This is a genomic window from Mesorhizobium sp. M0217 (assembly GCF_040321955.1).
GTDB lineage: Bacteria > Pseudomonadota > Alphaproteobacteria > Rhizobiales > Rhizobiaceae > Mesorhizobium.
Genome location: NZ_JAMYSN010000011.1, coordinates 88,979 through 104,272 on the forward strand (window position 1 = coordinate 88,979; position 15,294 = coordinate 104,272).

12 protein-coding genes are annotated in these 15,294 nt (G+C 64.8%); 10 read left to right on the forward strand and 2 right to left on the reverse strand.

What is annotated here, in order from left to right:
- The first annotated feature begins 60 nt into the window (after positions 1-60).
- The 4 genes from NKJ18_RS18660 (at position 61) to NKJ18_RS18675 (ending at position 6,401) form a co-directional block, all read left to right on the forward strand.
- Positions 61-2,244, forward strand: coding sequence for a primosomal protein N' (locus NKJ18_RS18660; protein ID WP_352759164.1), 2,184 nt, complete (start codon positions 61-63; stop codon positions 2,242-2,244).
- A gap of 280 nt (positions 2,245-2,524) precedes the next feature.
- Entirely contained in the window at positions 2,525-4,729 is a 2,205-nt protein-coding gene (locus NKJ18_RS18665) for a TonB-dependent receptor (RefSeq protein ID WP_352759167.1), read from the forward strand.
- A 38-nt stretch (positions 4,730-4,767) separates the two neighbouring features.
- On the forward strand, positions 4,768-5,118 hold the full coding sequence (locus NKJ18_RS18670) for a hypothetical protein (RefSeq protein ID WP_023806385.1): 351 nt from the start codon (positions 4,768-4,770) through the stop codon (positions 5,116-5,118).
- Positions 5,115-6,401: a RhtX/FptX family siderophore transporter gene (locus tag NKJ18_RS18675; RefSeq protein ID WP_352444813.1), complete on the forward strand. Its 1,287-nt coding sequence runs from the start codon at positions 5,115-5,117 to the stop codon at positions 6,399-6,401. The genes NKJ18_RS18670 and NKJ18_RS18675 overlap by 4 nt, the downstream gene beginning before the upstream one ends.
- An 11-nt stretch (positions 6,402-6,412) precedes the next feature.
- Here NKJ18_RS18675 and NKJ18_RS18680 read toward each other — a convergent pair whose 3' ends face one another.
- Positions 6,413-7,579: an MFS transporter gene (locus NKJ18_RS18680; RefSeq protein ID WP_352759171.1), complete on the reverse strand. Its 1,167-nt coding sequence runs from the start codon at positions 7,577-7,579 to the stop codon at positions 6,413-6,415.
- Between the two features lie 118 nt (positions 7,580-7,697).
- Between NKJ18_RS18680 and NKJ18_RS18685 the strand changes: the two genes are divergently transcribed.
- From NKJ18_RS18685 to NKJ18_RS18705, 5 genes are all read left to right on the forward strand, one after another.
- Positions 7,698-9,485 (forward strand): IucA/IucC family protein, encoded by a 1,788-nt coding sequence (locus NKJ18_RS18685; RefSeq protein ID WP_352759173.1) that lies wholly within the window; start codon positions 7,698-7,700, stop codon positions 9,483-9,485.
- Positions 9,482-10,546: a GNAT family N-acetyltransferase gene (locus NKJ18_RS18690; RefSeq protein WP_352444819.1), complete on the forward strand. Its 1,065-nt coding sequence runs from the start codon at positions 9,482-9,484 to the stop codon at positions 10,544-10,546. The genes NKJ18_RS18685 and NKJ18_RS18690 overlap by 4 nt, the downstream gene beginning before the upstream one ends.
- Positions 10,543-12,363 carry an IucA/IucC family protein gene (locus tag NKJ18_RS18695; protein ID WP_352759176.1) on the forward strand — a complete coding sequence of 607 codons (1,821 nt, stop codon included), beginning with the start codon at positions 10,543-10,545 and terminating at the stop codon, positions 12,361-12,363. Before NKJ18_RS18690 ends, NKJ18_RS18695 begins: the two co-directional genes overlap by 4 nt.
- On the forward strand, positions 12,360-13,694 hold the full coding sequence (locus NKJ18_RS18700) for a lysine N(6)-hydroxylase/L-ornithine N(5)-oxygenase family protein (RefSeq protein WP_352759179.1): 1,335 nt from the start codon (positions 12,360-12,362) through the stop codon (positions 13,692-13,694). Before NKJ18_RS18695 ends, NKJ18_RS18700 begins: the two co-directional genes overlap by 4 nt.
- A gap of 110 nt (positions 13,695-13,804) precedes the next feature.
- Complete coding sequence (locus tag NKJ18_RS18705; protein ID WP_352759181.1) at positions 13,805-14,500, forward strand: aspartate/glutamate racemase family protein; 696 nt, start codon at positions 13,805-13,807, stop codon at positions 14,498-14,500.
- 16 nt (positions 14,501-14,516) lie between these two features.
- Here NKJ18_RS18705 and NKJ18_RS18710 read toward each other — a convergent pair whose 3' ends face one another.
- Positions 14,517-14,705 carry a hypothetical protein gene (locus tag NKJ18_RS18710; protein WP_023728687.1) on the reverse strand — a complete coding sequence of 63 codons (189 nt, stop codon included), beginning with the start codon at positions 14,703-14,705 and terminating at the stop codon, positions 14,517-14,519.
- 137 nt (positions 14,706-14,842) lie between these two features.
- Here NKJ18_RS18710 and NKJ18_RS18715 point away from each other — a divergent pair, with 137 nt between their 5' ends.
- Positions 14,843-15,238: an AGROH133_08824 family phage infection protein gene (locus tag NKJ18_RS18715; protein ID WP_023668669.1), complete on the forward strand. Its 396-nt coding sequence runs from the start codon at positions 14,843-14,845 to the stop codon at positions 15,236-15,238.
- The last annotated feature ends 56 nt before the right edge of the window (positions 15,239-15,294 follow it).

The following is a 15,294-nucleotide window of genomic DNA, read 5'->3' on the forward strand; positions in this document are numbered from 1 at the left end:
GCCATGCACATTCGAGGTTGCCCTTTGATCTAGACCAAAGTCGGGGCAAGGTCACGCCCGATGATCGAAGATTCGCCCTTTGTCGCAGCCGCGCCGGTGCTGGTGCCGATGCCGGCCGAACGGCCCTACACCTACGCTGTGCCTGCCGGCGTGCGCGTGGTGCCGGGCTCGATCGTGCGCGTGCCGCTCGGTCCGCGCCAGGTTGCCGGCATCGTCTGGGATGGTGCGGTCGAGAATATCGACGCCAAAAAGCTGCGCCCGATCGAACAGGTCTTCGACTGCCCGCCGATCGACCGCGGCATGCGCCGCTTTGTCGACTGGCTGGCGCAGTACACGCTGTCGCCGCCCGGCATGGTGGCGCGCATGCTGTTGCGCGCGCCGGAGGCGTTCGATCCCGAACCATGGATCGAGGGCCTGCAGCGGACCCTCGTCATGCCCGACCGGATGACGGATGCCAGGACGCGCGTGCTGGAGACGGCGGAAGGGGGGCTTGCCTGGACGCGATCCGGCCTGGCGCACGCGGCGGGCGTGTCGTCGACGGTGGTCGAGGGGCTCAAGGCGCAAGGCGTGTTCGAGACGGTGATGATCCCGCCTCGACCGGTGGTCGCCGCGCCCGATCCCTCCTACGCCATGCCGGAGCTGATGCCGGACCAGGCAGACGCGGCCGCCATGCTGCGCGCCAATGTCGCGGCCGCTGCTTTCAACGTCACGCTGCTCGACGGCGTCACCGGTTCAGGCAAGACGGAAGTTTATTTCGAGGCGGTGGCGGCAGCCCTCGACCAGGGCAAGCAGGTTTTGATCCTTTTGCCGGAGATCGCGCTGACGCATGCCTTCCTCGAACGCTTTCAGCAGCGCTTCGGCGCCAAGCCGGCGGAATGGCATTCCGACCTGCCGCCCCGAATGCGCGAAAAGGTCTGGCGACAGGTGGCGGAAGGCGGCGTGCGCGTCGTCGCCGGCGCACGCTCGGCGCTGTTCCTGCCGTTCCGCGAGCTCGGGCTGATCGTCGTCGACGAGGAACACGACCCCGCCTACAAGCAGGAGGACCGTGTCTTCTACAATGCCCGCGACATGGCGGTGGTGCGCGGCCATATCAGCGGCTTCCCGGTGGTGCTGGCGTCGGCGACGCCATCGGTCGAAAGCCGGGTCAATGCGCAGCAGGGCCGCTACAGCAGGGCGGTGCTGTCGGCGCGCTTTGCCGAAGCCGCGCTTCCCGATCTCAAGACGATCGACATGCGGCGCGCGCCGCCGGCGCGCGGGGGGTTTCTGTCGCCGCTGCTGATCGGTGAGATGCAACGTACGCTGGAGAAGAAGGAGCAGTCGCTGCTGTTCCTCAACCGGCGCGGCTACGCGCCGCTGACGCTGTGCCGTGTCTGCGGCCACCGCTTCGGCTGCCCGGTCTGTTCGGCCTGGCTGGTCGAGCACCGCTTTCGCGGCCAACTCGTCTGCCATCATTGCGGGCACAATGAGAAGCGGCCGGAGGCCTGTCCGGAATGCGGCACGCTCGACCATCTGGTCGCCTGCGGGCCTGGCGTCGAGCGGATAGCTGAAGAAGTCGTGGCGCATTTCCCCGACGCGCGCACGATCGTCCTGTCATCCGATTTGATGGGTGGAGTGCGCCGGCTGCGGCTGGAGCTCGAGGCCATTGCCAATGGCGAGGCCGACATCGTCATCGGCACGCAGCTGGTCGCCAAGGGCCATAACTTTCCCAACATGACGCTGGTCGGTGTCGTCGATGCCGATCTCGGCCTCGCCAATGGCGATCCGCGCGCCGCTGAGCGCACCTTCCAGTTGCTCAGCCAGGTGACCGGCCGCGCCGGCCGCACCGGCAAGAAAAGCCTCGGCCTGCTGCAGACTTTCCAGCCGGACCATCCGGTGATGCGGGCGATCGTCTCGGGCGATGCCGAGGCCTTTTACGAACGCGAGATCACTGAGCGCGAACGGGCAGCCCTGCCGCCCTTCGGCAGGCTTGCCGGCGTCATCGTCAGTGCGGTGACGCGGGCCGAGGCCGAAGGCCACGCGCGCGGCCTGCGCCGTGCAGCACCCCAGGCCAGCGACCTGTTCGTGCTCGGCCCGGCCGAGGCGCCGCTGTCGCTGCTTGGTGGGCGCCATCGTTTCCGCTTGCTGATCCAGGGTGAAAAGCGCGCCGACATCCAAGGCTTCATCCGCACCATGCTGGCCGAAGGGCCGAAGCAGCGCGGCTCGGTTCGCGTGCAGGTCGACATCGATCCGCAGAGCTTCTTGTAAGCACAAAGGCTGACGACGCCGCCGGCTGCCCTATGCCGTTTTGTCAAGAAAGCTCAACATCTTAGCGCCGGCTAAAATGCGCGCCGTTCATGTACCCGGCTCCCATCCGTTCGCTGACTAATCCTGATTTGAAAAGCCACAAAATAAATGTTGACTCGTTTTATCATGAATTATAACTGGGCCTTTCCGCTCTGGCGCTGGGGACCAGGGCATAGATGGGGACAGCATGCGCAGATTTTTCAGTACGCTTCTTTGGTCATCGGCTTTGGGTTCGTCGATTATGGCAGGCGCGGCATTTGCCCAGGAAGCCGCTCCGACGGACCAGCAGGGAGCCACCGTGCTCGATCAGATACTGGTCACCGGCCGCAATGAAAGGTCGATTTCCAGCGTCGCTCAGTCTGTCCAGGTCGTGGAACGGGAGCAGGTCGAGGAAGCCGCGCAGGAAAATATCGACGCCGCCACCCTGATCAGCCGCATCGTCCCCGGCTACGCGCCGCGCAACCAGACCATTTCTGGCGCCTCGGAAACCTTCCGCGGGCGAAGCGTGCTCATCATGGTCGATGGCGTGCCGCGCAACACGCCGCTGCGTGACGTGTCACGCATCCTGTCGATGATCGACCTGAATTCGGTCGAGCGCATCGAGGTCATCAACGGCGCTTCCAGCCTCTATGGCGCCGGCGCCACCGGCGGCACGATCAACTTCATTACCAAGCGCGGCGACAGCGACAAGCCGAAGGTGACGGTGCGCACCGGCGTTACCGCCTTCACCGAGAACCCCGGCAAGTCGGCCGGGCCCAGCACCAGCGTCTCGGTCGAGGGCAAGAAAGGCGATTTCGACTATTTCTTCTCGGCGTCCGGTGATCTGTCGCGCCGCACCTATGACGGCCACGGCAACGAGATGGCTTCGGACGCCATGCTTGGGCAAGGCGGCGGCGACCGCACCGGCACGGGCAATCTCTTCGGCGTGGCCGGCTACCAGTTCGATTCCAGGCGCTTCGAGGCCAGCGTCGACTGGACCTATGCCAACCAGAAGCCGGACTGGTTCACCGATTACACGACCAATCCCGTCTCCCCGGATTTCGGCGATCCCTATGAAGGCAAGCCGCTGAAGGAAGATTCGAAATATCTGACCGCCAAATACACCGACAGCGACTTCGCGCTCGGAAACCTCGAGGTCAAGGCGTTCTACAACGACATCTTCAAGCAGTCGCCCTTTACCAAATTCTCGGCCGTCAACAGCCAGGTGTATTTACCGACGAACCCGACGCGGCCGGTGATCCTGCCGCCGGGTACGGACCCGACCGCCGACTTCAACCAGACGGCGCTGCAATCGCGGCGCAGCGGCGTCAACCTGACCGTCAACACGCCGATGAACTTTATCACTCAAGGCAGCACGCTGACCTGGGGCGCCGACTACGTCTTCGATGCCACCGATCAGCAGCTGACCAACGGTCAGGACGCCATCTCGCCCACGACCCAGAACTCGGTTGCCTTGTTTGCGCAAGGCGAAATTCCGGTGACGGATCGCTTTCGCATCAGCGGCGGCGCGCGCTACGACCAGTTTTATCTCAATGTTGAAGACTTCACCCGGCCTGCCGCTGCCGTTCTGCTCGGCCGCAACATTATCGGCCTGCCGGCGATCCGGGTGACCGGCGGCTCGTTCGACTACGACGCCGTCACCTTCAACGCCGGCGCCGTCTACGATCTGACCGAAAGGATGCAGCTTTTCGGCAATTTCTCGCAAGGCTACAGCCTGACCGACATTGGCGGCTTCACCCGCCGGGCCGGGTTGAACTCCAACGCCGAAACCTGCGACGCCTATGGCACCGCCATCCGGCCGCTGCTGCCGTGCACCAACGCGCCGGATTACGCGATCAGCTATGCCGATATCGCGCCTGAACCCCAGCTGGTGAACACCTGGGAAGCCGGTCTGCGCGGCGATTGGGGCGACTATCGCGGCGGCGTCAGCACCTATCTGTCGACCTCGGACAACGGCGTCAGCTACGACATCGTCAACAACCGGGTATCGCAGCAGAAGGAACGTATCTGGGGCGTCGAAGCCAATCTCGAGGCAGACCTCAGCGGCATGTTCACGCTGGGCGGATCGGTCGGCTATGTCGAAGGCAAATACGACGCGGATCACGACGGCCACATCGAAGCTAACGAATATCTGCCCAACAACCGTATCCCCTCGACCTACAAGGGCCTGGTCTATCTCACCACCCGTTTCGAGAACGAGCTGACCCTGCGCAGCGAGTTGGAGCTGTTTTCCGGGCGCGACCGCATCGCCACCCAGGAACTGGACGGTGCAGCACTGGTCAATCTTGCAGTCTCGAAGACGTTCGCCAATGAGAGTGTGCTGAACCTTGCCGTGCGCAATGTGTTCGACACCTATTACATCAACCCCTCCGCGTCGGCGCCGCGCGGCGCCGACGTTCCCGGTCTGGGGCGTTCCGTCGCTCTGTCGTACCAGATCACCTTCTGAGGGCGGCAATGGCGGTGTCTCTCCAACGAAACGGTGCATTGGCTTCGCTGCTGGCAGAAGCGCCCGCCGATCCGGCGGATGGCGGGGCCTATATCGAGGCGCTCGGCTGCCTTTCACAGGAGAGGGAGCCGTTCGTGCTCCTGGTCGATATCCGCATCGAGATCGCGCTGAGCGACGCCCAGCGCAAGGCGCAAAACCTCTGGTACAAGGCGGAACGCGAGCAGCTCGAAAAAGCCTGCCGCGCCTGTGCGCTGGTGCGCCCCGCCGCCGACGAGAACATGCAGCGCGTCTGGCAAAGCCTGTTCGGCTTTCCAGTGCTCGTCACCCGCAGCCGGGCGGAGGCCGGCGCCTTCCTGAACGGTTACGCACCGAAGGACTATGTCAAATGAGCGGCGACGCAGACCGGCCGGCGCCCGCCGGGCTTTCGCGCCTGCGGCTTTTCGTCGTTCTCGCCTGCCTTTATCTGGCGCAGGCCATCCCGAGCTATCTGTTTGCCGCGGCGATCCCGCCGATCCTGCGCGAGCAGGGCGTGTCGCGCACCGCCATTGGCTTGATGGCGCTGCTGATGCTGCCGCTGGTGCTGAAATTCCTATGGGCGCCGCTGGTCGACCGCTTTCGGCCAATGGCCCGCGCCCATCGCGCCGGCTGGGTCATCATCACCCAGATCGGCGTCATCGCCGGCATCGCCGCCATGCTTTGGATCGAGCCGACCGGTGTCGCCGGTATCTTTGCCGTCGGCCTTGTCGTGAGCCTGTTGATGTCGACCCAGGACATCGCCACCGACGGCTACGCGGCCAAATATCTCGACCCGAAGGACAGGCCGATCGGCAATGCGATCCAGGGCGGCGCCGTCGCGCTCGGCGTCGTTCTCGGCGGCACGCTCGGCCTGTTGGCTTATCATCATGCCGGCTGGCAAACCATGGTGGCCATGGTGGCCGCGCTGTCCATCATCCCGCTGGTCGCCGCCTTCGCCATGCGCGAGACCGATCCCGTCGCCAGCGCGCCGCAGGCGGCCATCGACCGCCCCTCGATCCTGCGCTTTCTGCGCCGGCCGGAGGCACGCCAGATCCTGTGGATCGCGCTCATCTACCGCGCCAGCGAGGGGCTGGTGAAGTCGATGGAAGGCTCCTATCTCGTCGATGCCGGCGTGCCGCTCGATATCATCGGTTATCTCTCGGGCGGTGCCGCGCTCACCGTCGGGCTCGGCGGCTCGGCGCTGGCGGCGTGGCTGCTGCACAAAAAGGGGGCCGCCTCGGTGCTCGGCCTGCTCGGCGCGCTGCGAACCATCTGCTTCCTGATCTTCGCGCTGCACGCTTTCGGCGCTATCGCCGGCTTCTGGCCGATCTTCGGCGCCTCGTTCCTGCAGACGCTGGTGCGCTACATGGAGATCGTGGCGCTCTACAGCCTGTTCATGTCCGTCACGTCGTCGGACCAACCCGGCACCGATTTCACCATCCTGTCCTGCGCCCAGCTTATCGTCTATCTCGTCGGCTCCATGCTGGCCGGCCGCCTCGCCGACATGCTCGGCTACTTCGCGCTGTTCACCCTGGCGACAGTGCTGTCGGGCATCGCCGTGGTGGCGACCTATCGCATGCTGAATGCCCATTTCGCCGATGCCGCAAAAGCCCAGCCGGGTACTCCGATGCAGCCGCTGCCGGAGGTCGCCGAATGAGCGCGGTTTGGCTAGTGCTTGCGAACCATGGCAGCGAGACAGGCAGCGGCCAGCGCCAACGCCGCGCAGTCGGCCAGCGGCGCAAAGGGCCAGAGCGTGAAGGCAAAGCCGCCGGCCAATGCGCCGATGCTCTGGCCGAGCACATGGGTGCTGGTGAGCCAGCCGGCCGCCGCGCCCTGCTCGCCGGGCTCCAGGCGCTTCATCAGCCAGGCGGTGTAGCCGGGTGTCGCCAGGGCAATGCCGGCCGCCGCCACCACCAGAGACGCTGCCGAGGCAACATGGCTGGCCGTGACGGCCAGCGCCGTCATGCCGACGCAAACCATGAGACAGCCGACGACGACGCTGTTGCGCTCCGCCAGCCGCAGGCGCGCCATGAGCAGTCCCTGGACCAGAACCATGACGATGGCGACCAGCATCAGGGCCAGGCCGGTCACCGTCGTGGCCTGCGTCGCACCAAGGCCAAAACGCTGCTGGGCCATCGGGCCGAGCATCATCTGCACCTGTCCGAAGCCGAGCGTCAGGCACAAGCCCATCGCCAGGCAAGGCAGAGCGCGGCGATCGAAGGGCGATATTCCACGGCCGACGTCGGCTGCCTTGCCGTCGCTCCGTCCGCCGGCTTCCCCTTTGCCCGGCGCGAGCCACAGCAACAGCGGGCTGAACAGGAACAGGATGGGCGGCAGCAGCGGCGACAACACGGCGGCCGTCGCCGGCAGCGCACCGGCCAGCCGCCCCATGCTGACGCCGGCGCCAAGCAGTCCCAGCGCGGCCTGTCGCCTGTCATCGGCAACCGAGCGGCTGGCCCAGACCTGCGCCGTCGGCATGACGCCCGATGCGGCGAAACCGTAAACGGTTCGCGAAAGCACCAACAAAGCGAGGCCGAGCGCGGCTCCCGTCCCGGCTATCAGCAGCACGGCGAACACCGCCTGGCCGGCCAGCATGGCGAGGCCAAGCAGGCGCAGCAGCCTGGCATGGCCAAGCCGCTCGCCCATGCGACCCCACAGCGGCGAGCCGACCAGAAAGGCCGCCGCGCCGACAGCAGTTGCCGCGCCGATGGCAAACGTGTCGAGCCTCAGCCGCTCCATCACCAGGGGAACGAGCGATACGAAGGCCGACTGGCCGAAGCCGATTGCCGAGACCGCGATCGCCAGGCGGCGCAGAAGCGAAGATCGATTTTTCATACCGGTCGTCATAAGACCAAGCTTATTTCTTGTTTATAATAGTTAATCAACATAAATGTTTAAAGACGACGACTTATAGATGTAATCTGCAGTATTATTAGGATTTATCGAGATGCACATGGAACAAGTAGGACCAGAATCTTCCTCTGCATTAAGCCCGTTACTCAACGCGTTGCTGCGGGAATGGAATGGCTGGGAATTCGTCGACGCCAGGCAAACCGCGCTGTTTCGGCCGCAGGCAGCCGTGCTGCGTCTGAATTTCCCTGCCTCGCGCGCGGCGGTGCTCGTCGAAGCGCGGCATCGCTCGAAGGTTGGTTACCACGATTTAGCGATGCCGCTCTGGCGCCTCGATATTAGTAACGAGGGGGCCGATGGCGAAGCGACCGAGATCGACCTTTTCAGCCTTTTGGCGCTGATCCTGGCGGATCCCGACATTGCCGGCCGGGCGACAGCGAAAAGCCGACTGACCTTCCTGCGCCGCAGCCTGGCCAGCATCGCCGCAATCGCTGACGCGACTGCGGCGCGTGGATCGTCGCGGCCCTTCTCCGAAGGCGATCCTGATTTCATCGATGCCGAAAGCGCCCTGCGTTTCGGCCACGCGGTGCACCCGGCGCCGATGAGTCGCGAAGAGTTCACGCACACGGATTCCGCGCGCTTCGGGCATGAATACTGCAATGCGTTCAAACTGCGCTGGTGGGCCGTCGACCCGACCATCCTCACTGGAGGCAGCGTCGAGCCGCTAGATGTCACCGAGATGGTCCGCGGGCTTGCCGCCAGCGATCCGCAGCTGCTTGCTCGGGCTGGCAAGCAACAGGGCAAGGTTCTCGTTCCGATGCATCCGTGGCAGGCCGTACGGCTCATGCTGGAAGACCGCGTCGAGCGCCTGTTTCGCGCCGGTCGTATCGTCGATGTTGGGCTCGGCGGACCAGCGTGGCGGGCCACGACCTCGCTGCGCACGGTTCATTCGTCTGAAGCCGAGTGGATGCTGAAATTCTCGCTCAGCCTGCGCCTGACCAATTCCAGGCGCATCGTCGAGGAGCATGAGTGCCGGCGAGGCCTTTCGGTGCACCGGCTGGTCAAGGGCAAGCTCGGCTATGCCTTGCAGCGGCGCTGCCCGACCATGACGGTGCTGGGTGAGCCCGCCTGGTTCGGCCTGCGTGACGAAGACGGCCGGCTGATGACGGATACCATCGTCTCGTTTCGCGAAAATCCGTTTCGCGGCACGGGCAATCCGCCGGCTGCCGTTCTCGGCGCGCTTTGCGAGCGCCATCCCGGCCGTACCGAAAGCCATCTGTCCGACCTGGTCCACCGTATCGCCCGCGACGAGAAGCGACCTGTCGAGGAAACGGCGCGTTTGTGGTTCGAGCGTTTCCTTCATGCCGCCATCGAGCCGTTTATCGTTGCCTTCTCGGAATTCGGCCTGCTGTTCGGCGCCCATCAGCAGAACCTCGTCGTCGGCCTCGCCGGCGGCTGGCCGAATGCGCTCTATTTTCGCGACTGCCAGGGCACCGGTTATGTCGAGGAATTCCTGCCCAGGCTGCGCGAATTCGTGCCCGAGGCTGGTCAGGCGGGCGATCATGTCTTCCCAGCGGAAGCGGCCGCGAAGCTGTTCGGCTACTATCTGGTCGTCAATGGCGCTTTCGCCGCCGTCGCAGCCCTTGCGGCCGCTGGCCTCACCAACGAAGACGATCTGCTGGCGATATTCCGCCGCTCGCTCGAGCGGCTGGCCGCCACGCCGATGGCTGACCGGTCCTGCGTCGACTATTTGCTCAACGCGCCGACGCTTGCTGCCAAGGGCAATTTCCTGATCGCGCTGCGCGACATCAATGAGAACACCGAAGTGACCGACCCGCTGGCAGGTTACGTCGAGCTTCCGAACCCCCTGCATGTGAGAGAATACGCATGAACATCGAGGCTGCGAAAAACTGGTCACCCGCCACCGTCGCCGGCAACGAAGGATGGCAGCATCTGGCCTCGGCCGCGGAGCCGCTCGCCATCCGTGCCGGCGATGGCCATGTCAGCCTGGTTAACGCTGAGGGAACAGCGGTGGGACAGGCCCGCATCTCCGACGCGGATGGCCGCCTGCTCATCGACGATGTCGCGTTCATTGGCGGCCGTCTCGACCAACCGCAAATCCTGGCAGGTCTCGTCGACGCCGCGCTGCGCCTGCATCCTTCCTTCGACTGCGCCTTCCTGCCGGCGGCCAAGACGCTGTGGCCAGTTTCGGCGCTGGCCACCGAGACGGTTCCGGGTGAACCGGAACGCGCCGTCATCCATCGCTCGGTCCTGCGCCAGCTGCCGCTGCTGTGGCGCAGCCAGGCCTCGCATGTCACCTATCCGGCATTGACGACCGCTATCGGCCCGGAAGACCGGCTGCCGCCATTGCGCCAACCGCGCCCCTGCGGCCCGATGTACGAACGCTGGATTCCGGAGATCGGTCTCACCGTGTCGCTGCGCCCGATCGACCGCCGGACCGATCTCGACCTCTTCCATCGCTGGATGAACGATGGCCGTGTCGCCTTCTTCTGGGAACTTGCCCAGAGCCATGAAGAGCTCGACAAATATCTCGCCGAGCAGGAAAGCGATCCGCATATTTTCGGCGTCATCGCCAGCTTCGACGGCGAGCCGACCGGCTATTTCGAGTTCTACTGGGCCAAGGAGGACCGGCTCGGGCCTTATTACGAGCCGCTCGACTGGGATCGCGGCTGGCATGGGCTGATCGGCAATATGCGCCATCTCGGCCGGCCGAAGACGCTGTCACTGTTCCGCTCCGTCACCCACTATCTGTTCCTCGACGAGCCGCGCACGCAGCGCGTCGTCGGCGAGCCACGCGCCGCGCACCAGAAGATGCTGAGCTATTGCGCCGGCGCCGCCTACGACAAAGTCAAGGAGTTCGACTTCCCGCACAAGCGCGCGGCGCTGGTCTGCTGCGAACGCGAGCGCTTCTTCCGCGAGGTGCCGCTGTGACGGTGCAGCAACCGATTGCCAAAGCGGGGGAGGCGACACGCTGGGCCGCGATCAACCGCGACGCCGTCGCCAAGGCCATTTCCGAACTGACCTTCGAGGAGTGCCTGTCGCCGCGCGAGCTTTCGCCCGGCCGATGGGAGCTGACGCCCGGCCCCGGCGTGACCTATCGCTTTGCCGCGACGCGGCGCCTGTGGGGCCAGATCGCCGTCCGTCCGGAGACGCTGACTCGCGACGCCGGCATCGAGCTGCCGGTCGACGATGCGGTCGCCTTCTTCGCCGACGCGCGCGAGACGCTCGGCATGTCGCCGGCAACATTCTGCACCTATGCGAAGGAGCTTTACAACACGCTGATGGCCGACATGCGGATCGCCAAGGCACGCGGCAATCGACCGGCCGCCGATCTAGCCGCGCTGCCGGATACCGAGTTGCAGGCATTGCTCGACGGCCATCCGAAGGCACCTGCCAACAAGGGACGGCTTGGCTGGGGACGGGACGACTTCGAGCGCTACGCGCCAGAATCGGCCACCGCATTCCAGCTCTTCTGGCTTGCCGCCGCCAGCGATCGCTGCCTGCTGGCGCTTGACTGCGGGCTCGACGAAGAGGCGCTGCTGCAGGCCGCACTCGGCGACTACGAGCGCGCAAGGCTCGAAGCGGCTTTCAGCGCCGCCGGGATCTCGCGATCGACGCATAGGCTGCTGCCGGTCCACCCCTGGCAGTGGCAGGCGATGATCGCCTCGCAATATGGTAGCGAGATCGCCGCCGGCCGGCTGGTGCCGCTTGGCCAGTTCGGCGATCCGTTCCTGCCCTTGCAGTCGCTGCGCACGCTTGCCAATGTGGCACGGCCCGAGGCGCTGCACGTCAAGCTGCCGCTGACCGTCCTCAACACCTCAGCGTGGCGCGGCGTGCCGGGCAAATACATGGCGATCGGCGCCGATCTGTCGCGCTGGCTGGCCACGGTGGCGGCCGCGGACCCGGTGCTCAAGGACGTCAAGGTCTTGCAGGAAGTCGCCGGCGCCTTCTATCCGCATCCGCACTATACCGGCGTTGAAGGCGCGCCCTATCAGTTTTGCGAGATGCTGGGCGCCATATGGCGCGAAAGCCCCGAAAAGGATCTGACAGCGGGCCAGCGGCCGATGATGATGGGCGCCCTGCCGCAGCGCGACGCCCATGGCAGGCCGATCGCCAGCGCCCTCATCGAGCAATCCAGCCTTGGTCCGGAGGCATGGCTGGACCGCCTGTTCTCCACGGTGTTCGTGCCGCTCTACCACTTCATGTGCCGTTACGGCGTCGGCTTCATCGCCCATGGCCAGAACGTCACCATCATCCTCGACGGAGCGGCGCCTCTCGGCGTGGCGGTCAAGGATTTCCAGGGCGACCTCGATCTCGTCGACCAGCCGTTTCCCGAACTGGCCGGCCTCGACCCCAAAATCCTGTCGACGCTGAAGCGCCGGCCCCCGGCACATCTTCTCCAGCATCTGCAAACGGGACACATCGTCAGCGTTCTGCGTTTCCTGTCCGAGGCGCTGGCCGCCTATGACCGCTTCGACGAGAGGACTTTCTACGCCATCCTGGCCGGCGCCATCCGGCGCTACCAGGCGCAGAACCCGGATCTGTCGGAACGGTTCGCGCTCTTCGATCTGTTTGCTCCGAAGATCCCACGCATCGCCATCAACAAGGTGCGCTTCGCCATCGGCTACGGCGACAGCGGCGAACGCCCTCTGCCCGACCTTGGCACACCGCTCGACAATCCGCTTAACCCCGAGTCAGCCCGGCGATCTCCCATCAGCCCAGCCAGCTCCACAAGGAGTTCGCCATGACCCATACGCTTGACCTCGCAGGCATCGGCATCGGGCCGTTCAATCTCAGCCTCGCCGCCCATCTCGATGCGGTGGACGGCGTCGAAGCGCGCTTCTTCGATCGGGCGACGCGGCTCGAATGGCATCCGGGCATGATGCTGCCGGGCGTCGAACTGCAGACATCCTTCCTCAAGGATCTCGTCACCGCGACGCATCCGACCAGCCCATGGTCGTTCATGTCCTATCTGGTCGCGCAGAAGCGGTTCTATGAATTCCTCAACGCGGATTTCTCAGCCATCCCGCGGCCGGAATTCGCCCGCTATCTCGGATGGGTCGGCGAGAACTTGTCTTCGCTGCGCTTCGCCAGCGCCGTCGACCGGATCGACTTCGACGGAACGAATTTCAGGCTGCGTATCGGCCGCGAGCAGGTGAACGCGCGCAATCTCGCCATTGCCGTCGGGCTGGTGCCCAACATCCCCGCCTGGGCGCGGGCGGCGGCCTCCGATCAATGCTTCCACAACGCCCAGGCCGCCAACCGCCTCGATCGCCTGAGCGGACAGCGTGTCGCCGTGATCGGCGGTGGCCAGAGCGGCGCCGAAGTGCTTCTGCATCTGATCTCCTCCGACCGCTTCGCCGGCCGCGAAATCGAGTGGATCTCGATGCGGCCGAATTTCCTGCCACTGGACGACTCGCCCTTCACCGACGAACTCTTCACGCCGGGCTATGTCGAAAACTTCCATCGGCTGCCGCAAGGGCGGCGCGAGACGATCCTGGAACAGCAGCTGCTTGCCGGTGACGGCGCATCGGCGAGCACGCTGAAGGCGATCTATCGCCAGCTTTACACGCTGCGGCACCTCTCGGAGGAAACGACGGCGGTCAACATGACGCCGCACCGCGAAGTGCTGAACGTGACGCGGGAAGGCAGCGAATACCGGCTGATCATGCGCAACGGCTTCGACGGTGCCATCGAGACGCGCACCGTCGATGCGGTGGTTCTGGCCACCGGCTATGCCTTTGCCATTCCTGATTGCATGGCACCGCTCATGAACAGGATCGCGTTGGACGAGCGCGGTCATTACAGGCTCAACGCCAGCTTCGAGGTCGAATGGGACGGGCCCGACGACCGCCGGATCTACGCGCTCAATGCCGGCCGGCTCAGCCATGGCATAGCCGAGCCGCAGCTCAGCCTGATGGCTTGGCGCAGCGCCAAGATCGTCAATTCGCTGCTCGGGCGGGCACAGTTCGATCTCGATCTGCCCGATCCGCCGGTTGCCTGGAGTTCAAGGCACACGACACAAAGCCTGCATCATCTCGGCGCCAATGCGAGGATGACCGAATCGGGCGCGCGGTGATGTTTGTGGAGGCGGGCCGAAGAGCGTGGTACGGCGCGCGTTAAGATTGACATCGACCCGTAAAGCTTTTCTGTGAGAGAGATCGTTCGGTCCTGCTGGAGGCTCAGCGCATGAAAACCCTTGGCCTTATCGGCGGCATGAGCTGGGAATCGACCGCAATCTATTATCGCCTGCTCAACGAGATCGTGCGCGAGCGGCTGGGCGGGCTGCATTCGGCAAAGCTGCTACTCCATTCCTTCGATTTCGCCGAGATCGCCGAGCGGCAGCATCATGGCGACTGGGACAGTGCGGGCGTGCTGCTGGCGGATGCGGCGCGCAAGCTGGAGGCGGGCGGCGCAGAGGGTCTGCTGATCTGCACCAACACCATGCACAAGCTCGCCGACCGGGTGCAGGCGGCGGTGTCGATCCCGCTTATCCACATTGCCGACGCCACGGCCGTCGCGGTCAAGGGCGCCGGCGTCAAGCGGCCGGCGCTGCTGGCGACCCGCTTCACCATGGAGCAGGATTTCTACAAAGGCCGGCTGACGGAGAAATACGGGCTGCAGCCCGTGGTGCCGGACCAGGCCGGGCGCGACATGGTGCACCAGGTAATCTACGACGAGCTCTGCCGGGGCATCGTCAGCGCGGCATCGAAGGCGGCCTATATCGACGAGGTCGCCCGTCTGCGGCGCGATGAGAAGATCGATGGCGTCATCATGGGCTGCACCGAGATCACCATGTTGATTGGCCAGCGCGATTTCGACATTCCGGTGTTCGACACCACGCGCATCCATGCCGAGGCGGCGGTCGCATTCATGCTGCCCTGAAGGGCCAAAACAGAGATCAGGGCTGGGCGGCCACGGCGACATTGCCGCTGCCGACAACTTTCAGCTTCCATCGATCTGCTTCCGTGCCGGCCAGATTGAGGTGCCCGGTCAGGAAATAAAGGCGATCGGTGTCGGGGCCTTTGGCTGTGCAAAACCGGTCCTGCAGATAGGAGGGAGGCGTCGCCTGACAATACAGGTTGGCCACGATGCTGGCCGGACTCGCGCGCGGCCTAAACAGCCTTCCGCTCCTTCACGAATTGCGTGCCAAAACTGCCGCGCGCTTGACTTCTTTTTGCAGCGACATTCAATGCATCCGGCATTGCTGTGAGGGATGAAAGCAAGATGGATTTTGCGTTTCCTTGGCCGACCAGCCAGGGCGAATGGTTGGCTTGGTCCAGCGCCGTCGTCACCTTGGCGCTCGGTCTGCTGTTTTTCCTCGCGCCAGGGCTGGCATTTCGGATTCTGCGGCTGCAGGTCCGGCCCGAAAGGGCAGCGGCAATCGCGGAAGGGCGCGGCCGCATGTCGGGCTTCTATCTCGGCGTCAGCCTGTGCTGCATTCTGTTGGCGCAGCCGTGGCTCTATATGGCACTCGGCTTTTCCTGGCTGTTCACCGCTTTTGGCCGTTTGCTGTCGATGATGTCGGACGGCGCCAACACGCCTTTCAACTGGGCGTCGATCGTCGTCGAACTCGTCCTGGCCGCGTTGCCGCTTGCCTTCGTCTTCGGCTTTCTGCCCTGAATCGGCAGCCAATCCAAAGGCTTCGGTTGAACTCTGCGGCCGGATGCGACAATAGT